The organism is Luteimonas yindakuii, assembly GCF_004803715.2.
Taxonomy (GTDB): Bacteria; Pseudomonadota; Gammaproteobacteria; order Xanthomonadales; family Xanthomonadaceae; genus Luteimonas; species Luteimonas yindakuii.
Window position 1 is genome coordinate 584,583 of the sequence record NZ_CP039383.2, and the last position, 21,704, is coordinate 606,286.

Genomic DNA, 21,704 nt, shown 5'->3' on the forward strand with positions numbered 1-21,704 from the left:
TTTTGGGTCAGAGGCGCGTTGGCGGCTGCAAGAATTGGGCACGGAACCGGGCACGAACCGGGGCACAGGCAGTTTTCGGGCCGCGGCGGCTTGGGCTCGATCAGCCCGAAAACGCGACCCTGGTTTTTTCGTCCCGGTGATCTGGGCACAAAGAAGCCCGCATCCAATGGCGGGCTTTCTTCGTCTAAAGCGTTGTTTTTGCTGGAAAATCTGGTGGCTATGGGTGGAATCGAACCACCGACCTCGGGATTATGAGTCTCGCGCTCTAACCGTCTGAGCTACATAGCCAAATTTTCAGATTTCGTTCCTATGACCCCGACATTATGAGTCTCGCGCTCTAACCGTCTGAGCTACATAGCCATCGGTGCCCGGCCTGGATGGCCCGGGGAACGCGGAATTGTCTAACGGGACGGCCCTTCCGTCAACGGCCCGCGGGCCATGCTTGTCGCTTCATGCGGGGCATGGCAGAGTCGATCGCAGTGAATCTGGAGTCCGCATCGTGATCGATCCGGACGGTTATCGACCGAATGTCGGCATCGTGCTGATGCATCCCGACGGTCGGGTCTTCTGGGCCCGGCGAACGCGCCACGACGGATGGCAGTTCCCGCAGGGCGGCATGAACACCGACGAGACGCCGCTCGAGGCGATGTACCGCGAGTTGCGCGAGGAAACCGGCCTGCTGCCGGAACACGTTGCCGTGCTGGGCGCCACGCCGGGCTGGCTGCGTTACCGCCTGCCGCCGCGCGCGGTCCGCCGCAACGACCGCCTGGTCTGCATCGGCCAGAAGCAGGTGTGGTTCCTGCTGCAGTTCGCGGGGCGGGAAAGCGACCTGCAGCTCGACCTCTGCGACAAGCCCGAGTTCGACCACTGGCGCTGGGTGGACTTCTGGTACCCGCTCGACCATGTGGTGACCTTCAAGCGCGGCGTGTACGTCAGTGCGCTGCGTCACCTGGCGCCATTCGCGCGGCAGGTGGCGGGGCCGCAGGCGGTCCCGCACATGAGCCTGTCGCCTCCGTCCCCTCGGCACGCGCCCAGGCGCAACAAGCAGCGGCCACGCACCCGCCCGGGCGTCAGTGGCGGACCCAGCCAGGGCCAGCGGGGTGGCGATGGCATCCGCTGAATGGGTCGGGTTCTCAATCGTCGATTGACAATCATTCTCGTTTGCGATCGAATATGCCCCAGTTCGCCGACCGAGTCATTGCTGTGTACGTGTGCATCTGCAACGGAGTCACCGACCGCGATATCGCCGCCGCCGCTTCGGCCGGATGTGCAGGCGTCCACGAACTGACCATGCGCACCGGCTGTGGCGCCACCTGCGGCAGCTGCGTGGAGATGGCGGGAGAACTGCTGGCGCAGGCGCACCGCCGCCACGAGGCCGAACTGCGTCCGTTGCCGGGCATCGCCCGCGCGGCCTGAGTCCCGCCGGCACCGTCTGACCGACCCCACACCCCGTCCCCGACGGGGTGTTCGCGTTGTGGCGGATGCATGTGATTCGCGTTCCGTCGCCCGCGCCGGCGCACGGCTAGAGTAGGCGCCGTCCCCGCGTCACGGAGCCCGGCATGAAAGGCGATCCCAAGGTCATCCAGTACCTCAACAAGGCGCTCTACAACGAGCTGACCGCGATCAACCAGTATTTCCTGCATGCCAAGATGGCGCGCCACTGGGGGTTTGCCCGGCTGGCCAAGCACGAATACGACGAGTCGATCGAGGAGATGAAGCACGCCGACAGGCTGTCGGAGCGCATCCTGTTCCTCGAAGGACTGCCCAACTTCCAGCACCTCGGCAAGCTGCGGGTCGGCGAGAACGTGCAGGAGATGCTCGAGTGCGACCTCGCGCTCGAGATGGACGGCATCCCGCTGCTGCGCGAGGCCATCGAGCATTGCGAGCAGGTGCAGGACTACGTGAGCCGCGAACTGCTGGTGGAGATCCTCGCGAACGAGGAGGAGCACGTCGACTGGCTCCAGACCCAGCTCGACCTGATCGGCCGCGTCGGCATCCAGAACTACCTGCAGGAACAGATGGACGACTGAGCCGCCTCAGGCGGTGGTGGCGCGTCCTGCACGCAGGCGTGCCCGTGCACGCGCGAACTCGTTGGCGACCATCGCCACCGCCACCGCCGGCCGCTCGAGGGTGCCGGTGCGTGCGCCGGCCTCGATCCGCCGCGCGCTGGCCGACAGCAGCATCGCGCCAAGGTTGGCGCTGGATGACTTGAGCGAGTGCGCGGTGTCGCGCAACGCGTCGTAGTCGGGGCCGTCGACCGCCGCTTCCAGCCGCGCGATCAGCCGCGGCGTGTCTTCCAGGAACACATCGATCAGGTGGTCGACCTCGTCGCCGAGCATGGTGCGCAGTTCCTCGAGCACCTCCTCGTCGATGACCGGCGGCAGGTCCGTGGGTGCGACAGGGGCCGTCGGGGTCGGTGTTTGCGGGGGTGTGACTGCGGGCGAGGGTGCAGGCGCTGGAGCCATCGGCGACGCGGACATTGCTGCCGGCGCCGGGGTCGTTGCTGGAGCCGGGCCGCTCGCTGGCGCTTGCGGCGTGGTCTTGTCCACCGCTGGCATTGGCGACGCTTCGTTCGTAGCTGCAAGTGCACCCGCACCCGCACCCGCACCCGCACCTGTAACTGTGGTTGCACCTGTGGGCGCGGGTGTCGCTGGGGCGAGGTGCGCGGAGCCTGCCGGGATCGGCGTCGCGTCGTCTGGTGGCGCGGGTGCCGTTGCCGCGGATACCGGTGCAGCAGGTGCAGCCGCCGTAGGCCTCAGCAATGTGGCAGCGGGCGACGGCTGCGCGACGACCGCGGGTTCGTCCGGCGTCCCGCCCGGTGCCGCCGGCTGCGAGGTCATCGCGGTGCCCGACGACGCGGCTTCCCCCGCGCCCGCTGCCATCCATTCCACGCCAGCCGTCGCCAGCGGTGGCGCTGGTCGTTCGACGGTTGCCGCCGGTCGCTCGACCAACGCGATGACACGGGGTTCCTCCACCGGTGCCGGGATTGCCTCGATCGTCACCACCGGAGGCCCCTGCGGCGCAACAGCTGCCGCGGCGTGCTCCGCTTCCGCCGTACCGGTCCCGTCCGCATCGTCCGCAGCGCCCATCGCGACGAACTCGCCGAGCCCGGCGCCCGGATCCATCGCCGGTTCCGGCTGGTTGGGATTCCACCAGTGGTAGAGGCAGCGCTCGAGTTCGCTGCGCGTCACCGGCTTGGGCAGGTAGTCGTCCATGCCAGCGTCGAGGCAGCGCTGGCGGTCGCCGGCCATCGCGTTGGCCGTCATCGCGATGATCGGCAGGTGGCGGCCATCGCCCTCGGCGGTTTCCACCTCGCGCCAGCGGCGCGTGGCCTCGTAGCCATCCATCACCGGCATCTGGCAGTCCATCAGCACCACGTCGTAGCGCGAGGTGCCCATGCGCATCAAGGCGGCTTCGCCATTGCCGGCGGTATCACAGGTGATGCCGAGCATCGCCAGCAGGCGCTGGCCGACCATCAGGTTCACCGGGTTGTCCTCGACCAGCAGCACGCGTGGCGTGCGCAGCGGCGCATCTGCCGGCCCGGGCGCGGCGGGTGCCGGCGTGCTGGAGGCAACGGCGGTGGCGGACATCGGGAGCGCCTGCGTACCGGATGTGCCGGCGTCCACGTCCATGCTTTCGCGTAGCGACGGGTTGCCGCGGCCGAGCAGGGCGGCGCGCAGGTCGGCATCCGGCGCCTGCCGGCTGAGCAGGGTGGCGCCGGCCTGCATCTCGTCGGGAACCACGTCGTCGCCGTACAGGGCGATCAGCTCGAGTTCGCCATAGACCGCCTGCCGATTGAGGTTGCGGTACAGCGCAAGCGCGGTGTTGCGCATGCCGGCGAGGTCGGCGAGCACCAGCGAATATGCCCACGGCGCGCCCTGCGAGGCGGCGGTGCGCAGGCGGTTCAGCGCTTCCTGCGTGGTCTCCACCGAGGTCACCCGCAGGCCCCAGTTGGGCAGCAGCATCGACAGGCGCAGGCGCAGGCGCGGGTCCGCGCTCAGCAGCAACAGGCGCTTGCCGTCGGCCATGCGCTCCTGCGACGGCAGGTCGCCATGCACCTTCAGCAGCGGCAGTTCGAACCAGAACGTGGTGCCCTGGCCGGGCACGCTGTCGACGCCGATGTGGCCGTCCATCAGCTCGACGATGCGCTTGGAGATCGCAAGCCCGAGGCCGGTGCCGCCGTACAGGCGGGTGGTCGAGGCATCGGCCTGGCTGAAGGCCTGGAACAGCCGCGACTGCGCGGCCTGGGCGATGCCGATGCCGGTATCGCGGACCTCGAAGCGGAGCTGGTGCTGGGCGCTGCTTTCGCCGAGGCGACGCACGGTCACCGACACAGAGCCGCGTTCGGTGAACTTCACCGCGTTGCTGAGCAGGTTGCCCAGCACCTGGCGCAGGCGCACCGGATCGCCGCGCACCGGCAGGCGCACGCCGCTGTCGATCTGCAGGTGCACGCGCAGCCCCTTGCTCTGCGCCGGGCGTTCCATCATCTGAATCACGCCTTCCAGCAGCTCGCGCAGGTTGAAGCTGGTGATCTCGAGCTCGAGCTTGGCCGCCTCGAGTTTCGAGTAGTCGAGGATGTCGTCGACGATGCGCAGCATCTGCTGCGAGGACGTGTACGCGGTGCGCACCAGCTCGGCATGCTCAGGGGCCAGTGGTGCGTGGATCAGCAGGTCGAGCATCGGCACGATGCCATTGAGCGGCGTGCGGATCTCGTGGCTCATCGTGGCCAGGAACTCGCCCTTGGCGAGCACCGCCGATTCCGCGGCCTGCTTGGCATGGCGCAGCTGCGATTCGAGCTGGGTGTGCAGTTCCAGCTGCGCCTGCAGTTCGGCGCGCTCGCTTTCGTGCTGGCGTGCCAGCGCATCGGCCTCGTCGAGCTCCTGCTCGCGCCGGCGCGCGCCGTAGATCACCGCGGCGGTGGCGAAGGCGCCCAGCAGCACCAGCACCAGCGCGATGCCCTGCCAGGGACCGGACATCCCCGACATCTCCAGCACCAGCATCGCGGCCGCGCCGACGGCGGCCCCCAGCGCCAGCCACCGCAACATCAGAAGGGAGGGGCGTGAGTGGATGACCATCCTGGGTCCTCAGAGCACCGAGTGCTGGAAATCGAAGTCGACCTCGCGGCCGGCCCCATGCACGAGATTGCCCTGGATGTAATCGATGCCGCTCATCCAGAGCGTCGCCGCGGCCTGCGGGTTCTCCACCTGCTGGCCGATGACCTGCAATCCATAGCGATGCGCGCGTTCGATCGCATCGCGCATCTCGTCGCGCACCGCCTGCTCGGCGGCGCCGGTCGAGTAGTGCGCGGACAGCCGCACGTGGCTCAGCGGCAGCTGCGCCAGCAACGCGTCGGACTCGTTACCGCATCGGTAGCCGGACAGGCACAGCTGCACACCGGAGTTCTGCACCGCCGCGCAGAACTCCTGCAGCGATACCGCATGCACCAGCGCGTCGTCCTGGCGCACGTCCACCACCAGCTGCGAACCATCGAGTTCGCGTGCGCCGAGTTCGGCCAGCAGCCATGGGGCGTAGCCGTCGCAGCCCAGGCTGCGCGGCGACTGCGACACGAACAGCCGCAGCGTGCGCCCACGCTGGCGCTGCTGTTGCAGCATCGACATCGCCAGGTCGAGCACGTGGCGGTCGATCTCCTCCAGCACGCCGGTTGATTCCGCCGCCGGAAGGATCTCGGCGGCGGTGTGCAGGGTGCCGTCGCTATCGCGCAGGCGCAGCAGGGTCTGGAATTGCGGATCGTTGCCGCCGGCCACCGCCACGATCGGCTGGTAGGCCAGTTCCAGACGTCCTTCGGCAATCGCATGCGAAACCAGTTCATCCAGCGAGGGATCCGCCGAGCGCGCATCGGAGGCGACATAGCGCGCGATGCCGATGGGGTCGAGTCGCGCCAGCCGCAATGCGTGCTCGGCGGCCGCCAGCGCGCTGCCGGCATCGTTGAAGCCGTCGGCCAGTGCCAGCGCACCGATGCGGCCGCGCAGGCGGATGGTTTCGCCGCCAGCGGAGAACTCCTGGCGCGCGAGCCCGTCGCGCAGCTGGCGCGCCCAGGCCAGCAGGTCGTCCGGGGCGGTGTCGGCGTGGACGAGGAAGGTGTTGTCGTTGAGTCGGGCGGCCGCCTGGCCATCGCTGAGCGTCGCGATATGGCGGCTGGCCTCTACCAGCACCGATTCGAGCGCCGCATAGCCGAGGCGGTCACGCAACGCCGCGGTGCCCTCGAGCTCGACGAAGAACAGCGCGCCGCTGCCATCGCCGGGAATCCCTGCGGCCAGCCGCTGCAGCATGCGGTTGCGGGTGAGCAGGCCGGTCAGCGGGTGGCGGCCCTCGGGCGCCGGCGCCTGCGCCTGGCGCGCGCGGCGGATGCGGTTCTGCACTGCCGCGATCAGGTGCCGCGGCCGCACCGGTTTGGTGAGGAAGTCGTCGGCGCCGAGTTCGAGCACCTCGAACTGGCGCTCCGGATCCGGATCGCCGGTCAGGAACACGATCGGCGTCTGTGCGAACGCGCCGTGGCTGCGGATCATGTGGGTCAGTTCGGTGCCGTCGATCGACGGCATATGCAGGTCCATCAGCACCAGGTCGGGCTGGAATACCTCCAGCGTGGCGATCGCCAGCCCCGGGTCGGGCACCACCTGCGCCTGCATGCCGGCGCCATTGAGGATGCTTTCCGCGAACAGCGCCTGGCTGGGATCGTCCTCGACGATCATCACCCGGTAGGGCGCTTCGGTCGCGTCCGACTGCCCGGCCCGCGCCGCGGCCGAGGCGATCTCCGCCTGCGTGCGTGCGGTCTCGCTGTCGTCGTCGGCGGGCATCTTCGCCGGCGGGGCATCGCCTGCCCACCGGCGCCAGAAACCGGCCGGCGGAAACTCGGCGCGTCGGATGTCGTCAGCCCTCTCCATCATGAGACTCTGCGGCCATTCCCCGTCGAAAGGCAAACGCGCGCCCGGTCCCCGGCGCGGCCGCCGATTATGCCCGAGCCGGTGGCCGCCGACCCGTGCAGGGGTCGCATCGTGTTACCGGCGCGCTCGCTTCCTGCCGAAGAGCTTCCGCCACAGCCACCACATGCCGCCGAACGCAAATGCGGCCAGGCTAAGCACCAGGGCCAGCGCCAACCACGGGTTGGTGATGGCAAGTGCAAGCGCACCGACGGTGACGGTGTCCTCTGTGGCCGATGCCGCCCAGTTGCTGACCGGCTCCGGCGAGGTGTTGATCAGGGCGCGCGACCCGCTCTTCAGCAGGTGGCTGGCCAGTGCGACGCCGGCGCCGGTGGCGAGCATGCCCGCGCCGAGTTCGCCATCGGGCGACAGCGTGGCCGCGGCCAGGAACGCACCCGCCGGCACGCGCGCAAGCGTGTGCACGAGGTCCCACACCGAATCCACGCCGGGGATCTTGTCGGCGAGGAATTCCACGACCGCCAGGACACCGGCCACGCCCAGCACCCACGGTGACTGCGCCGCTTCCAGCGCCGGTGGCAGATCCAGCCAGCCGAACACCCCGGCGATGCCCACGCCGAACACCGTGAGATACACCCGCACGCCGGCCAGCCAGGCCAGCAGGATGCCAATCGCGAACAGCTGGGCTTCCGACATCATGGTTCCCCGGTGGCGTCGTTGACGCGCAAGTGTAGGCAGCGCGGCACGATCGCGCGTGGCCGCGGCGCTCACCGGTTTGAACACGACCCCACCCGCGCGCGCGGCGTTTTCTTGACCCGTCCCGCCGGCGCCGCTATATCCATGAACATGAACGAGCCCGAGCGCACCTCGCCGGCGAAGCCGGTGCCGTCCCCGGCCTCCAGGCCCGCTGCAGGCGTCGATGCCGATGTCACCGTCATGCGCCTGCAACCGCGGATGCTGGCGGCAGCCGCCGTTGTCCTGATTTCGCTGTTGTTCGGTGCCTGGGGGCTATGGGCCGGGTTGCGCGGGGGCGGTGCGGTGGGCGTCGACAGCGAGCAGGTTGCCCGCCTCGAGCAGGAGGTCACCACGCTTGCCCGCTCCGACCAGATCAGCCGCGAGGCCAACCTGAAGCTGCAGGGCACGCTTGCCGAGCGCGACGAGGAGATCGCCGCGTTGCGTGCCGATGTCGCCTTCTATGAACGGTTCGTCGGCGCGACCGCGCAGCGTCGGGGACTCACCGTGCACGAGCTGCGGCTGGCGCCGGGCACCGGGAGCGTCTGGCATTACACCGCCACGCTGACCCAGAACCTCAATCGCGACGCCTCCAGCGAAGGCGAATTGCGGCTCACGGTGGAAGGCACACGCGACGGCCGGTTGCAGCAGCTGGACTGGGACGACCTGCGCCAGGGCGAGGACGCGCCGCCGCTGCCGTACTCGTTCCGCTTCTTCCAGCAGGTCCAGGGCGACATCGTGCTGCCGCCGGGCTTCACGCCCACGCGGGTGACCGTGCGCCTGCAGCCGCGCGGCGGTCGCGTGGTCGAACAGTCGTTCCCATGGACCGAGGCGACAGCGCGTTCCGCACCGGACGCTTGAACCACCTCCACGTGGCCCCCATCCTTGGGCACATGGAACCCATGTCGCTCCCCCAAGCTCCCGGTTATCAGTCGCTGTCGCGCCCGATCGATTTCACCACCGCCGCCGCCTCCAAGGTGCGTGAGCTGATCGATGGCGAGGGCAATCCCGCGCTGAAGCTGCGCGTCTACATCCAGGGCGGCGGCTGTTCCGGTTTCCAGTACGGCTTCGAGTTCGACGAGCAGCAGGCCGAGGACGATCTCGCCATCGCCACCGATGGCGTGACCCTGGTGGTCGACCCGCTGAGCCTGCAGTACCTGATGGGTGCTTCGGTGGATTACGTCGAGAGCCTGCATGGCGCGCAGTTCACCATCCGCAATCCGAACGCGAAATCCACCTGCGGCTGCGGCAGCAGCTTCACCGTCTGATCCACCGCGCCCGGTCGCCGCATGGCGACGCCTGCAGCCGGTTCGGGCCTAAACTCCGGCGGCGCGATATCGCGTGCCGCCGGATGTGCCGATGACCGCTGCTGTTGCCGCGCCAACACCCGACTATGCCTTCGTGGCCGCATCGCTGGATCGCGCCGAGCACCTGCGCCTGCAGCCCGCCGCGCTCGAAGCCCTGCGCGCGGCGGCCCGGTGCATCGTGGTCGACGATGACGGGCGCGCACCGGTCGGTGATGGCGATGGGCTGTGGATGCCCGACGCAGGCGCGCTGCCGCGCGACGCGTGGCAGCACGCGGTGTTCCTTGGCCTCGACGGTGACGGCCACGGCTGGTTTGCCTGCGATGCCGCGGACGTGCCCGACACGCCGGACGGCACATGGGTCGACCTGCGCAGCGCGGCCGCGCAGTGGCCCGCGCTGCAGGCGACCGCGTTCGCGCAGGCGCGCGCGGTGCTGCACTGGCGGCGCCGGCACCGGTACTGCGGCGCCTGCGGGGCGCGGCTGGAATACGTGCGCGCCGGCTGGCTCGGCGTGTGCACCGGCTGCAGCGCCGAACACTACCCGCGCACCGACCCGGCGGTGATCGTCGCCGTTTCGGATGGCCAACGCCTGTTGCTGGGCCGCCAGCCGGGCTGGCCGCCGCGGCGCTGGTCGGTGCTCGCCGGCTTCGTCGAGCCGGGCGAGACGCTGGAGCAGACCATCACCCGCGAAGTGTGGGAAGAATCCGGCGTGCGCGTGCGCCGCGCGCGCTACGTCGGCTCGCAGCCGTGGCCGTTCCCGTCGTCGCTGATGCTGGGCTTCGAGGCACTGGCCGAACCCGACGAGCCGCGCCCCAACGATGACGAGCTCGAGGACGCGCGCTGGTTCACGCGCGAGGAGATCGGCGCCGCGCTCGATGGCACCGGCGGCGACGACGGACTGCTGCTGTCGCCGGGCATCTCGATTTCGCGCTGGCTGATCACGCACTGGCATCGCGAGGGGGCGCTGCGGGAGTAGTGGTCCGCCGCGGATCAGTCCGCAGCAGATCCTGGCGTGCGCCTACGCCGCCGCCCCGCGCAGCTCCCGCACCCGCGCTTCCAGTGATGCCGCGCTTGCCTGCGCGCCCTCCACCGGCGCGGCGGCGACCACTTCGACACGCGCACGCAGGCGCCGTGGCAGGCGCATGCGCCGCATCCTTGAATCGTGCCGGCTCCACATGCTGGTCCACATGTTGCGCAGGGCCATCGGTACCACCGGCACCGGGCGTCGGGCCAGGATGCGCTCGATACCGCTGCGGAACGGTGCGATCTCACCGTCCGCGGTCAGCCGTCCTTCGGGAAACACCAGCACCAGCTCGCCATCGGCGAGTGCGGCGTCGATGGCATCGAAGGCGCGCAGCATCAGTGCGGGGTCCTCCTTTTCCGGGGCGATCGGAATCGCCTTGGCGGTGCCGAAGATCCACGACAGCACCGGGATGGCGAAGATGCGGTGGTACATCACGAAGCGCACCGGCCGCGGCACGCTGGCCGCCAGGATCAGCGCGTCCATGTAGCTGACGTGGTTGCACACCAGCAGGGCCGGGCCCTCGTCCGGCACGTGGGCTTCGATGCCGTGCAGGCGCAGCCGGTAGAGGGTGCGCACAAGCACCCAGCTCAGGAAGCGCATCAGGAACTCGGGGACGATGCTGAAGATCCACACCGCCACCAGCAGGTTGGCGATCGCCAGCGCCAGCAGCAGGTGCGGGATCGTCCAGCCGAGCACGCCCTGGGTCACCAGCCCGACCACCGCGGCCAGCACGATGAAGCCGGAATTCTGGATGTTGAGCGCGGCGAACACCCGCGACATCTCCGAGTTCGGCGTGCGGCTCTGGATCAGCGCGAACAGCGGCACCACGAACACGCCGGTGAACATGCCGATGCCGACGAGGTCGACGACCAGGCGCAGGCTGCCCGGCTGTTGCAGGAACCCCGCGAGATCGAGCCCGCCCACGGGGGCCAGCCCGGGGCGTGCGAAGTAGAGGTCGAGCACGAAGGCGGTCATGCCGAACGCGCCCACCGGCACCAGGCCGATCTCGACCGTGCGCGCCGACAGCTTCTCGCACAGCAGCGAGCCGACGCCCACGCCGATCGAGAACAGCGCCAGCGCGAACACGTACAGCGTCGCCGATCCGGCGGCGCCGCCCAGATGCACTTCGGCGTAGGCCGGCAACTGCGAGGTGATCAGGGTGCCGAAAAACCAGAACCACGACACCCCGAGCATCGCGTTGCGCACCGCCGGCTGCCGGCGCGCCATCCGCATGACCTCCAGCGACACCGGTACCGGATTCCAGCGCACCCGCAGCGTGGGGTCGCCGGCGTCGATGCGTGGAATCCGCCGCGCCATCAGGTTGCCGACGATCGCAAGCGCCACGATCGCGCCGGCCGCGGCCTGCGGGCCGTGGCTGCCCGCCAGCTGGAAGATCAGCCCGCCGGTGATCATGCCGAGCAGGATCGAGATCGACGTGCCCATCTCGACCAGGCCGTTGCCACCGGTCAGTTCCTCAGGTTTCAGGATCGACGGCAGCACCGAGTACTTCACCGGGCCGAACAAGGTGGACTGCACGCCGGTGCAGAACAGCGCCACCAGCAACAGCGGCATGTTCTGCAGCAGGAAGCCGACCGCCGCCAGCGACATGATCGCGATCTCCATCGTCGTGGTGATCACGATCAGCCGCTGTTTCTCGAGCTTTTCGGCGACCTGGCCGGCCAGCAGCGCCGAGAACAGGAAGTACGGCAGGATGAACACCGCCGGCGCCAGCATCGCGTACAGCGCGCGTTCCCGGGTGCTGGCGCCGAGGAAGATCAGCAGGCCGATGATGGCCTGGCGGTAGACGTTGTCGTTGAACGCCCCCAGCGCCTGCACGATGAAATAGGGCACGAAGCGCCGCTGCCGCAGCAGGTCGAACTGGCTATGGGCCATGCGGGCGTGCCTCAGCCGCGTTCGCGTTCGATCGCGCGCCAGCCGATGTCGTGGCGGTGGAACTCGCCATGCCAGGAAATGCCGGCGACCGCGGCGTAGGCGCGCTGCTGGGCATCGGCCACGGTGTCGCCAAGCGCGCACACGCACAGCACGCGGCCGCCGGCGGTCACCACGTGCTGGCCTTCGAGCGCGGTGCCGGCGTGGAACACCCTGGTGTGCTCGGGCTCGGGCACGTCCCAGGTGTTGATGACATCGCCGGTGCGCGGCTTGCCGGGGTAGTGCTCGGCTGCCATCACCACGCCCAGCGAGGGGCGCGGGTCCCACTGCGCTTCGATGCTGTCGAGGCGGCCGTCGATCGCGGCGTCGACCAGGTCGGCAAGGTCGGACTGCAGGCGCAGCATCACCGGCTGGGTTTCCGGATCGCCGAAGCGCACGTTGTATTCGATGACCTTCGGCGCGCCGTTGCGGTCGATCATCAGGCCGGCGTACAGGAAGCCGGTGAACGGAATGCCGTCGGCGGCCATGCCGGCAACGGTGGGCTCGACCACGTCGCGCATGATCCGCGCATGCACCTCGGGCGTGACGACCGGCGCCGGCGAGTACGCGCCCATGCCGCCGGTGTTCGGGCCGGTGTCGCCGTCGCCGACCCGCTTGTGGTCCTGGCTGGTCGCCATCGGCAGCGCGGTGCGGCCGTCGACCATCGAGATGAAGCTGGCCTCCTCGCCGTCGAGGAATTCCTCGATCACCACCCGCGCGCCGGCGGCGCCGAAGGCGTAGTCGGCCAGCATGTCGGTGATCGCGGCTTCGGCGTCCTCCAGCGTCATCGCCACGATCACGCCCTTGCCGGCGGCCAGGCCATCGGCCTTGATCACGATCGGCGCACCGCGTTCGCGTACGTACTCCAGCGCCTCGTCGACGTGGGTGTGCACCGCGTAATGGGCGGTGGGAATGCCGTGGCGGGCGAGGAAATCCTTGGCGAAGGCCTTGCTGCCCTCGAGCTGGGCGGCGGCCGCACTCGGCCCGAAGATGCGCAGCCCGGCGTCGCGGAAGCGGTCGACCACGCCGGCCACCAGCGGGCCCTCCGGCCCCACCAGGGTGAAGGCGACGCCCTCGTCGCGCGCCAGCGCCAGCAGCGCATCGATATCAGTCGCGGCCACGTCGACGTTGCGGCACTTGTCCTCGGTGGCGGTGCCGGCATTGCCCGGTGCCACCAGCACTTCGTCCACGCGCGGCGACTGCGCGAGCTTCCAGGCCAGCGCGTGCTCGCGGCCGCCGGATCCGATCACCAGGACTTTGGACATGGGCATCAGCCACTCGTATGTGCGGACGACGATTCTAACGGGCGCGACGCCCGCGCCTGCCGTTAACCGGGGCGAGGGCGGTCGCGGTGTAACCTGTGCGCCTTCCGCTGCCGACGACCGCCCGCGCACCTGCCTGCGCCGCGGCCATGACCCGATGAACGCATGCCACCCCCGCCATCCGCCCGAGGGCACGCCGTCCGTGCGCGTGGCGACGCCGCATGCGCGTGCGCTGCGTCTCTCGGTGGCGCCGATGATGGACTGGACCGACAGCCAGTGCCGGGTCTTCCACCGCCTGCTGGCACCGGATGCGCTGCTGTACACCGAGATGGTCCACGCCAACGCGGTCATCCATGGCGACCGCAGGCGGTTGCTGGCGATGGATCCCGTCGAGCATCCGGTGGCCCTGCAGCTCGGCGGCAGCGAACCGGCGCTGCTGGCCGAGGCCGCGTGCATCGCCGCGGCGCATGGATTCGACGAGGTCAACCTCAACTGCGGCTGTCCCTCCGATCGCGTGCAGGCCGGGCGCTTCGGTGCCTGTCTGATGCGCGAGCCGACACTGGTCGCCGAGTGCGTGGCGGCGATGCGCGCGGCGTTGGCGGCCGATGGCCATGCCGTGCCGGTCACCGTGAAGTGCCGCCTCGGCGTCGATGACGACAGCGAATACGCGCGCTTCCGTGCGTTCGTCGACGCGGTGGCGGCCGCGGGTGCCACCCAGGTGATCGTGCATGCACGCAACGCCTGGCTCAAAGGCCTGAGCCCGAAGGAGAACCGGGAAGTGCCGCCGCTGCGCTACGACTGGGCCTATCGGCTCAAGCAGGAGCGCGCCGACCTCACCGTGCTGCTCAACGGCGGCATCGCCGACGAAGCCACCGCGCTCGCACACCTCGATCATGTCGACGGCGTGATGCTCGGCCGTGCCGCCTACCACGATCCCCATCTGCTGCACCGACTCGACTGCGCGCTCTCGGGCCGCGCGCCGCAGCCGCGCGGCGCGTTGCTGGCGGCGCTGCGCCCGTATGTCGAAGCGCAGCTCGCGGCGGGCGTAGCGCTCAAGCACATCGTCCGCCACGTGCTCGGCCTGTTCCATGGCCAGCCTGGCGGCCGCCAGTTCCGCCAGGTGCTGAGCGAGGGCGCGCACCGCCCGGGCGCCGACTGGGCGCTCGTCGAGCGCGCGCTGCAGGCGACGGAGACCGCGGCCCGGAGCGTGCCGGCATGATCACCCGCGACGTGGACGCGTTCCTTGCGGTGGCGCGTGCCGCAGCCGCCGATTTCGGACCCGCGACCGCGCGCGGCGCGTTCCTGGTCAGCCCTGACGGCTTCAGTCGCGCCGCGGAATCCGCGCGCGACAACAGCTACATGGCCGATGCCGGCTTCGATGCGCGGGCGGCCTGCGCGGAGCACGCCGAACTCGTGCGGCGTATCCGCCAGCACCTGCCCGTGGAAGTGTTCCCGGGCGATCCGGCCGCGCCCGACGGGGTGTTTCCGAACAACGTGTTCGGCACGAGTGCCGATGCGCTGGTCATCGGCCGCATGCGCCATCCGGTGCGCCGGCGCGAAGCCGCGCGCCGCGACATCCGCACCTCGCTCGGCGAGGGCCGTCGTATCGTCGACCTTTCGCTGCAGCCACATCCGTGCGAACTGACCGGCGCGCTGGTCATCGACCGGTCGCGCGGTCTTGGCATCTGCGGCCTGTCCGAGCGCTGCAGCGCCGAGGGCGCGGCGCTGATGCACACCGCGTTCGGGCTGCGTGCCACGCTCGTGCTCGATCTCGCGCCGGGCGAATACCACACCAATGTCGTGCTGGCCGTCCTGGCCGGGCGCGCGGCGCTGCTGTGCCCGGATGGCTTCGCGCAACCCGCGGTCGCCCATGCGGTCGTGCAGGCGCTCTACGGCGACGCCGCCATCGTCCTCGATGCCGACGCGCGCGCCGCGTTCGTCGCCAATGCGATCGCGCTGACGCCGTCCACCGTCTGGATGAGCGCGCGTGCCGCCGCAGCGCTGCCGGCGGCGGCGTCGGCGCAGCTGGCCCATGTCGGCTTCCAGGTCGAAGCGGTGCCGCTGCCGGCCATCGAGGCGGCCGGCGGCTCTCTGCGCTGTTGCGTGGCCGAAATCTTCTGACCCGCCACCCCAGCTGAACATCGTCAGGGTGTTGACGAAAAAGTTAAGGACGGATTCACTGCATGGCTTCGAGACTGGACCCCGTGCTCCGCGATGCGGCGCCGTTCCTTCGCTTCCCCGGATGCCTCGATCATGCCCGTGCCGTTTCGTCTCACGTTGCCCTGCCTGATTGCCGTTGCGATGGCGGCTGCCGGGGGCGCGCAGGCGCAGACGCGAGAGCAGGGGCGCGGGCAGCAGCAGTCGCAATGGCCGCGTGGCGGACAGGACGCGATGGGTGATTCCATCCGTCGTGTGCGCAGCGAGGCCCGCGGCCAGGTGCTCAGCGCGGAACGGATGCACATGGACGGCCGTGAGATCAACCGCATCAAGGTGATGGACGATCGGGGCCGGGTCAGGGTCTACGAGGACGATCCGCAGCAGCGCGTGCGCAGTGAATCGCCACGTACACGCAGCCGCGACGATTGAGTTCAGATACTTGAACGCATAGGGTCAGCTCCCTGACCCTCTCTGACACGGAGTTCGACCCATGCGTATCCTCCTCGTCGAAGACGAAGCACCGCTGCGCGAGACCCTCGCCGCCCGCCTCAAGCGCGAAGGCTATGCCGTCGATGCCGCGCAGGATGGCGAGGAAGGCCTGTACATGGGCCGCGAGGTGCCGTTCGACGTCGGCATCATCGACCTCGGCCTGCCGAAGATGTCGGGCATGGAGCTGATCAAGGCCCTGCGCGACGAAGGCAAGCAGTTCCCGGTGCTGATCCTCACCGCGCGTTCGAGCTGGCAGGACAAGGTCGACGGCCTCAAGCAGGGCGCCGACGACTACCTGGTCAAGCCGTTCCATGTCGAGGAACTGCTGGCGCGCATCAACGCACTGGTGCGCCGCGCTGCCGGCTGGAGCAAGCCGACGCTGGAATGCGGCCCGGTCACGCTCGACCTCGCCGCGCAGACCGTCAGCGTGCACGGACAGAACGTCGACCTCACCAGCTACGAGTACAAGGTGCTCGAGTACCTGATGATGCATGCCGGCGAACTGGTCTCGAAGGCCGACCTCACCGAGCACATCTACCAGCAGGATTTCGACCGCGATTCCAACGTGCTCGAGGTCTTCATCGGCCGCCTGCGCAAGAAGCTCGACCCCGACGGCATGCTGAAGCCGATCGAGACGGTGCGCGGTCGTGGTTACCGGTTCGCGATCCCGCGCAGCAACGAAGGCTGATCGCGTACGCGATCAGTCGCGTCCGTGTTTTCCACGCCGCGTGCGTCGCGTGGCATCCTGCGCTGATCCATGAGCCCTGAAACCCGTCCCCGACGCGCACTGGCGTGGCGGCCGCGCTCGCTGCAATCGCGGCAGATGCTGGCCGCCAGCCTCGGCCTGGTGGCATTCCTGGCGGCAGCCGGCTATTCGCTCGACAGTGCGTTCGTCGACGTCGCAAGCCAGGGCCAGCGCGACCGCCTGCGCGGCTTCGCGCTCACCTATGCCGGCGATGTCGAGTTCGCCCGCGACAACAGCATCATCCCGCCGGATGCACCGCCGGACGAACGTTTCGAGCGCCCCGGCAGCGGCACCTATGCGGCCATCGTGCTCGACGGCAGCGTGTGGATGTCGGGTTCCGCGCACGGCCCGCGCCTGCCGGAACTCGAGCTCCTCGAGCCCGGGCAGGAGAAGATCGACGGCCCGCTGCCGATCAGCGACAGCGCCAACCAGCCGGGCGAGGTGATACGTTACGGCCGCGGCTTCGCGCTGGTGCGCGAGAGCGCCGGCGTCGAGACCGAGCTGCCTTACACGGTGTACATCCTCGAGGATGCCGGCACGTTGCCGCGCCAGGTGCAGGTGTTCCGCCAGGCGTTGTGGCGCTATCTCGGCGTGGCCGGCGTGGTGCTGCTGATGCTGCAGGCGCTGGTGCTGCGCTGGAGCCTGCGCCCGTTGCGAAAGGTCATCAGCGAACTCAAGCGCGTGCAGCGCGGCCAGGCCAATCGCATGGGCGAACTGCATCCGCGCGAGCTCGAGCCGCTGACCGACAGCATCAACGCGCTGATCGAGAGCGAGCGGCAGAACCTCGAGCACCAGCGCAACACGATGTCCGACCTGGCGCACAGCCTGAAGACGCCGCTGGCGGTGCTGCGCACGCGGCTCGAGGCCGGGGCCAGCGACGAGGAGCTGCGCGATGAACTGCAGATCCAGCTGCGGCGGATGAACGACCTCGTCGGCTACCAGCTGGGTCGCGCGGCCTCGAGCGGGCACAAGCTGTTCGCGGCACCGGTGGAGATCGAGCCGTATGCCGAGGAGATCGTGCGCGGGCTGGAGAAGATCTACGCCGCCCAGGGCGTGATCTGCGAGTTCGATATCGATCCGGTGGCGCGCTTCCATGGCGAGCCCGGCGACCTGCAGGAACTGCTCGGCAACCTGCTCGAGAACGCCTTCAAGTGGGCCCGTGACCGCGTGCTGCTGACGGTGAAATCCGGTGCGCCGCAGCCCGACCGTCGTCCCGGCATGACCCTGGCGGTCGACGACGATGGCGAAGGCATCGCGCCCGACCGCATCGCCCATGTGCTGCAGCGTGGTGTACGTGGCGACGAGCGCGTGCACGGCCACGGCATCGGCCTGGCGATCGTGCAGGACATCGTTGGCAGCTACCGCGGCGAGCTGCGCGTCGGGCCATCGGCGGAACTGGGTGGCACGCGGTTCGAGGTGGTGTTCCCGCCGGGCCTCTGACCCGGGTCAGGCGTCCAGCGGCGAGCGTCCGTAGAAGCGCTGCAGGTGCTGCGCCACGCCCGGGAGCTCCTCGCGCAGCAGGGCCGGGGCGCTGAAGTGGTATTCGCTGCACACCGCGAAGAATTCCTCCGGCGCCTCCGCGGCGTAGGGATCAATCCCGCTCTCGCCACCACCGTCGAGGTGGGCGACGAAACCGTCGAACGCCTGCTGGAAATCGCGCGCCCAGTCGCGTTGCCACGCGCGCGGCAGCGCGGGCGTGCCGTCAAGCACGCCATCGAGTGCGTCGAGCTTGTGCGCCATCTCGTGCACCGCCACGCAGAAGCCGGCATCCGGGGTGTCGAGGTCGGACTGGATGTCGGCCCAGGACAGGATCAGCGGACCGGCCTCCCAGGCCTCGCCGATCAGCTCGTCCTCCCATTCGTGCAGCACGCCGGCGGCATCGACATGGGTGCGGTTCACCCGGAACGCGTCGGGGTAGACGATGAGCTGCGACCAGCCGTGCATGCCCTCGCGGCCGAATTCCAGCAGCGGCAGGCAGCACAGGGCGGCAAGCAGCGCGCGCTGTGCGTCGTCGAGGACGAGTCCGGCCATCGGGGTGATCGTCTTGCGATGCAGGAATTCGCCGGTCAGCGATCGCAGGCGATCTTCCCGGCCGGCATCGAGCCGGGCCACCAGGGTGGCGCGATCGCGGACCGCATTCCACAGCGCCGCGGGCGGCGCCTCCGGGCGCGGCCACAGCCGTTGCAGCCAGCGTGTCATCGAACCCGCACCACCATCAGCGGTGCCGCGCGAACCGCGATCCGGTCAGCGGAACATGCCCGGAAGGAAGCTGTGCCAGCGTGGCATGCGGGCGCCGCCTTCGGGGCCACCGCGGCCACCAGGGCCACGTTCGACGGCCTCGGCCGGGCCGGCCGGCAGGCGCTCCGCCGCAGGACGCGGATTGGTCGGATCTTCCTCGGCCACCGGACAGCCCTCGCGGCCGGGCGCCTGGCGTCCCTCGGCAGCCAACAGCGGGAGGCTGGCGGAAGCGATCAGCAGCATCAGTGCGATTCGCAGGAGCATGGGGGCGGCCGTTGCAGGGCAGGGTCGACCACGGACTATACCGCGGTTGCACCGCGTGTGCAGGCTGGGCATCCTGCCCGGCCACCGTGGCGCCGCCGCGGCCTGCGAGGATGCCGGATGAGCCTGGAGCGTGCACTTCTCCAACGCCTCGCCGCGGGACCGGTGTCCGGCGACGTCCTGGCGCGCGAGTACGGCCTGAGCCGGGCCGCGGTGTGGAAGCGCATCGAGGCGCTGCGTGCCGCGGGCCTGGGCATCGAGGCGCGTGCCGGTCGCGGCTACACGCTCGCCGAACCGCTCGACCTGCTCGACGCGGACGTCATCCGCGACGGCCTGACCGCCGACGCCACCGCGTTGCTGGGTGCGCTCGGCGTCGCCTGGACGCTGGATTCGACCAACAGCGAGTTGCTGCGACAGCCCTTGCCCGCCCGTGGCGCCGCGGTGCTGCTTGCCGAACGCCAGACCGGCGGGCGCGGTCGCCGCGGCCGCGACTGGGCGTCGCCGCTGGCGACCAACCTCTACCTGTCGGTTGCGCTCGGCTTCGATGGCGGGCTTGCGCGGCTGGGTGGCCTGAGCCTGGTGGCGGGGGTCTGCGTGGCCGAGGCCGTCGCCGCACTGGGAGTGCCGGCGCGGCTGAAATGGCCGAACGATCTGGTGGTCGAAGGCAGCGACGGCCTGCAGAAACTCGGCGGCCTGCTGATCGAAGGCGGTGGCGAACACGCGGGGCCGGTGCGCGCGGTAATCGGCATCGGCATCAATGTCGCAATGCCGGCCGCGGCGGGCGCGGCCATCGGCCAGGCCTGGACCGACCTGCGCCGCCTCGGCGTAGCCACACCGGTGCGCAACACGCTTGCGGCGGGTGTCATCTCACGGTTGTTGCCGGCGCTGGATGCCTTCGCCCGCGAAGGCCTGGCGCCGTTCCTGCCGCGTTACAGCACATTCGACGCGCTGCGCGACATGGCGGTCGACATCCACGACGGCGGTCGCGTGACCACCGGCATCGCGCTCGGCATCGCAGCCGATGGGGCATTGCGGGTGCGCACGGACGCGGGCGAGCGCGGGCTGCACGCGGGTGAAGTCAGCCTGCGCAGGCGCGCGCATGGCTGAGTGGCTGTTCGACCTCGGCAACACGCGGCTGAAGTGCGCCCCACTCGAGCAGGGGCGGGTGGGCGAGGGCTTTGCCGTCGCCCATGACGGACGCGCCTTGCCCGGCGACTGGACCCACGCGCTACCGGCGCGGATCGACTCCGCGGTGCTGGCCAGCGTCGCCCCGGCACCGTTGCGCGCCTCGCTGCTCGCGGCGCTGGGTGGGCGCTGCGGACGCGTCTCGCGCGTGCACACCGAACCCGGGTTCGCCGGCATGCGCATCGCCTACGCGCATCCCGAACGCCTCGGAGTGGACCGCTTCCTCGCCCTGCTCGGCGCGCATGCGCGCGGTCCGGGGCCATGGCTGCTGGTCGGTGTCGGTACCGCCCTCACCATCGACCTGCTGGATCGCGACGGGCACCACCGCGGAGGGCGGATCGCGCCGTCGCCGGCGCTGATGCGCGAGAGCCTGCACCGGCGCGCGCCGCACCTGCCGCTGCAGGGTGGGCGGCATGTGGCGTTCGCCGATGACACCGACGACGCGCTGGCTTCCGGTTGCGAAGGGGCCGCCTGCGCACTGGTCGAGGCGAGTCGCCGCGACGCGATGCAACTGGTGGGCGCCAGCCCCACCGTGCTCGTGCATGGCGGCGGTGCAGCGGCGGTGCTCGCGGGCATCGAGGGCGCGCTGGCCGCGCCGACCCTGGTGCTGGAAGGCATGGCCCGCTGGGCGCGCGGACAATGACGGGTGTGCCGCGTCGCATCGCGGCCTAGAATCCGGGCATGTTCGCGCGCGCAACCATCGTCCTGCTGATCGCACTCAACCTCGGGGTCGGGCTGTGGTGGCTGTTGCGACCCGAGCCCATGCCAACTGCACCGCCCGACCAGCCGGTCGGCGTGCCGCGCCTGCGACTGCTGGCGGAGGCCACCCCGCAGACGCGCGAGACCGCGGCGCTGGCGGCGGACGCCACGCCTGCCACCGACGCGCCGCTGGTGGAGCTGGCGGCGGATGACCCCGCCACCGGTGACGCTCCAGCGGCCGCCCGGCCGCGCGCCTGCCATCGCATCGGTCCATTCGCAGATGACGCTGCGCTGGCACGGGCCCGCGGGGTACTGGCGCCAGACGTGCGCCGGCTTGCCGTGCACGTGCCACGCGCCGGCGGCGGACGCGGCTGGCGCGTGCTGTTGCCCGCGCAGGTCGACCGCGCCGCGGCGCAGGCGGTCACCGGGCGGCTTGCGGCGGCCGGGTTCAACGACCATTTCATCCTCGGTGGCAGCGAGGCCAACGCGATCGCGCTGGGTCGCTTCGGCAGCGAGGATGGTGCGCGCCGCCATGCAGCCGCACTGCAGGCCGCAGGCTTTCCCGCGCAGGCCGAGGCCATCGCTGCCGCCGATGCCCGTCGCTGGCTGGATATCGAAGTGGATACGGGCTTCGACGCCGATGCGGCGCGGCGCGCCACGGGCGCGGCACAGGCCACGCCACTGGATTGTGCGGCATTGCATTGAGGTGGCCGCGGTGGCCGTCGCCTGCGTCGGGCACCGGCGCGGCTGCTAGAATCGCCGCCGGCATGTCTGCAGCCGCGC

At 70.2% G+C, this 21,704-nt stretch carries 21 protein-coding genes and 1 tRNA gene; 14 read left to right on the plus strand and 8 right to left on the minus strand.

The annotated features are described in order from the left end of the window. Positions 1-211: 211 nt before the first annotated feature. A tRNA-Met gene (locus E5843_RS02595) sits at positions 212-288 on the minus strand. Positions 289-499: 211 nt separating this feature from the next. Between E5843_RS02595 and E5843_RS02600 the strand changes: the two genes are divergently transcribed. The 3 genes from E5843_RS02600 (at position 500) to bfr (ending at position 2,030) form a co-directional block, all read left to right on the plus strand. Further along, a complete protein-coding gene (locus E5843_RS02600) occupies positions 500-1,120 on the plus strand; it encodes an RNA pyrophosphohydrolase (RefSeq protein ID WP_136411740.1) in 621 nt (206 codons plus the stop codon). Positions 1,121-1,203: 83 nt separating this feature from the next. Then, the gene (locus tag E5843_RS02605; RefSeq protein ID WP_136411741.1) at positions 1,204-1,416 is read left to right on the plus strand and encodes a (2Fe-2S)-binding protein; all 213 of its coding nucleotides are present in this window, start codon (positions 1,204-1,206) and stop codon (positions 1,414-1,416) included. A 143-nt stretch (positions 1,417-1,559) separates the two neighbouring features. After that, complete coding sequence (gene bfr / locus E5843_RS02610) at positions 1,560-2,030, plus strand: bacterioferritin (RefSeq protein WP_134675005.1); 471 nt, start codon at positions 1,560-1,562, stop codon at positions 2,028-2,030. A 6-nt stretch (positions 2,031-2,036) separates the two neighbouring features. On the opposite strand, the gene E5843_RS14330 is transcribed toward bfr, so the two are convergent. From E5843_RS14330 to E5843_RS02625, 3 genes are all read right to left on the minus strand, one after another. Further along, positions 2,037-5,045 carry a hybrid sensor histidine kinase/response regulator gene (locus E5843_RS14330; protein ID WP_244240819.1) on the minus strand — a complete coding sequence of 1,003 codons (3,009 nt, stop codon included), beginning with the start codon at positions 5,043-5,045 and terminating at the stop codon, positions 2,037-2,039. A 39-nt stretch (positions 5,046-5,084) separates the two neighbouring features. Next, complete coding sequence (locus tag E5843_RS02620) at positions 5,085-6,815, minus strand: EAL domain-containing protein (RefSeq protein ID WP_244240820.1); 1,731 nt, start codon at positions 6,813-6,815, stop codon at positions 5,085-5,087. Positions 6,816-7,016: 201 nt separating this feature from the next. Then, positions 7,017-7,592, minus strand: coding sequence for a DUF4126 domain-containing protein (locus E5843_RS02625; RefSeq protein WP_141065643.1), 576 nt, complete (start codon positions 7,590-7,592; stop codon positions 7,017-7,019). A gap of 150 nt (positions 7,593-7,742) precedes the next feature. Between E5843_RS02625 and E5843_RS02630 the strand changes: the two genes are divergently transcribed. From E5843_RS02630 to nudC, 3 genes are all read left to right on the plus strand, one after another. After that, positions 7,743-8,489 carry a DUF6776 family protein gene (locus E5843_RS02630; protein ID WP_244240821.1) on the plus strand — a complete coding sequence of 249 codons (747 nt, stop codon included), beginning with the start codon at positions 7,743-7,745 and terminating at the stop codon, positions 8,487-8,489. Between the two features lie 32 nt (positions 8,490-8,521). Continuing rightward, positions 8,522-8,896: an iron-sulfur cluster insertion protein ErpA gene (erpA, locus tag E5843_RS02635; RefSeq protein WP_134675379.1), complete on the plus strand. Its 375-nt coding sequence runs from the start codon at positions 8,522-8,524 to the stop codon at positions 8,894-8,896. 91 nt (positions 8,897-8,987) lie between these two features. Then, positions 8,988-9,908 (plus strand): NAD(+) diphosphatase, encoded by a 921-nt coding sequence (gene nudC, locus E5843_RS02640; protein WP_136411743.1) that lies wholly within the window; start codon positions 8,988-8,990, stop codon positions 9,906-9,908. Positions 9,909-9,950: 42 nt separating this feature from the next. Here nudC and E5843_RS02645 read toward each other — a convergent pair whose 3' ends face one another. Then, positions 9,951-11,849 carry an MFS transporter gene (locus E5843_RS02645; RefSeq protein WP_141065644.1) on the minus strand — a complete coding sequence of 633 codons (1,899 nt, stop codon included), beginning with the start codon at positions 11,847-11,849 and terminating at the stop codon, positions 9,951-9,953. 11 nt (positions 11,850-11,860) lie between these two features. Continuing rightward, positions 11,861-13,150, minus strand: coding sequence for a phosphoribosylamine--glycine ligase (gene purD / locus E5843_RS02650; RefSeq protein ID WP_136411744.1), 1,290 nt, complete (start codon positions 13,148-13,150; stop codon positions 11,861-11,863). Between the two features lie 154 nt (positions 13,151-13,304). On the opposite strand from purD, the gene dusA reads away from it, so the two are divergent. The 5 genes from dusA to E5843_RS02675 all read left to right on the plus strand — a co-directional run bounded on the left by dusA (position 13,305) and on the right by E5843_RS02675 (position 17,978). Beyond that, the gene (dusA, locus tag E5843_RS02655; protein WP_136411745.1) at positions 13,305-14,366 is read left to right on the plus strand and encodes a tRNA dihydrouridine(20/20a) synthase DusA; all 1,062 of its coding nucleotides are present in this window, start codon (positions 13,305-13,307) and stop codon (positions 14,364-14,366) included. After that, positions 14,363-15,268 carry an arginine deiminase-related protein gene (locus tag E5843_RS02660; protein WP_141065645.1) on the plus strand — a complete coding sequence of 302 codons (906 nt, stop codon included), beginning with the start codon at positions 14,363-14,365 and terminating at the stop codon, positions 15,266-15,268. Before dusA ends, E5843_RS02660 begins: the two co-directional genes overlap by 4 nt. 132 nt (positions 15,269-15,400) lie before the next feature. Then, positions 15,401-15,733, plus strand: coding sequence for a hypothetical protein (locus E5843_RS02665; protein WP_136411746.1), 333 nt, complete (start codon positions 15,401-15,403; stop codon positions 15,731-15,733). A gap of 61 nt (positions 15,734-15,794) precedes the next feature. Then, entirely contained in the window at positions 15,795-16,481 is a 687-nt protein-coding gene (locus tag E5843_RS02670) for a response regulator transcription factor (protein WP_134674996.1), read from the plus strand. Between the two features lie 69 nt (positions 16,482-16,550). Continuing rightward, positions 16,551-17,978, plus strand: a complete 1,428-nt coding sequence (locus E5843_RS02675) for an ATP-binding protein (protein ID WP_141065646.1) — start codon at positions 16,551-16,553, stop codon at positions 17,976-17,978. Positions 17,979-17,984: 6 nt separating this feature from the next. On the opposite strand, the gene E5843_RS02680 is transcribed toward E5843_RS02675, so the two are convergent. Both E5843_RS02680 and E5843_RS02685 read right to left on the minus strand, forming a co-directional pair. Beyond that, on the minus strand, positions 17,985-18,737 hold the full coding sequence (locus E5843_RS02680) for a M90 family metallopeptidase (RefSeq protein ID WP_136411747.1): 753 nt from the start codon (positions 18,735-18,737) through the stop codon (positions 17,985-17,987). 45 nt (positions 18,738-18,782) lie between these two features. Further along, positions 18,783-19,040, minus strand: coding sequence for a hypothetical protein (locus E5843_RS02685; RefSeq protein ID WP_136411748.1), 258 nt, complete (start codon positions 19,038-19,040; stop codon positions 18,783-18,785). 117 nt (positions 19,041-19,157) lie between these two features. Between E5843_RS02685 and birA the strand changes: the two genes are divergently transcribed. The 3 genes from birA to E5843_RS02700 are packed head-to-tail and all read left to right on the plus strand — an operon-like array spanning position 19,158 to position 21,626. Then, a complete protein-coding gene (birA, locus tag E5843_RS02690; RefSeq protein WP_136411749.1) occupies positions 19,158-20,144 on the plus strand; it encodes a bifunctional biotin--[acetyl-CoA-carboxylase] ligase/biotin operon repressor BirA in 987 nt (328 codons plus the stop codon). Further along, entirely contained in the window at positions 20,137-20,865 is a 729-nt protein-coding gene (locus tag E5843_RS02695; RefSeq protein WP_136411750.1) for a type III pantothenate kinase, read from the plus strand. Before birA ends, E5843_RS02695 begins: the two co-directional genes overlap by 8 nt. A gap of 38 nt (positions 20,866-20,903) precedes the next feature. Next, a complete protein-coding gene (locus E5843_RS02700) occupies positions 20,904-21,626 on the plus strand; it encodes an SPOR domain-containing protein (protein ID WP_136411751.1) in 723 nt (240 codons plus the stop codon). The last annotated feature ends 78 nt before the right edge of the window (positions 21,627-21,704 follow it).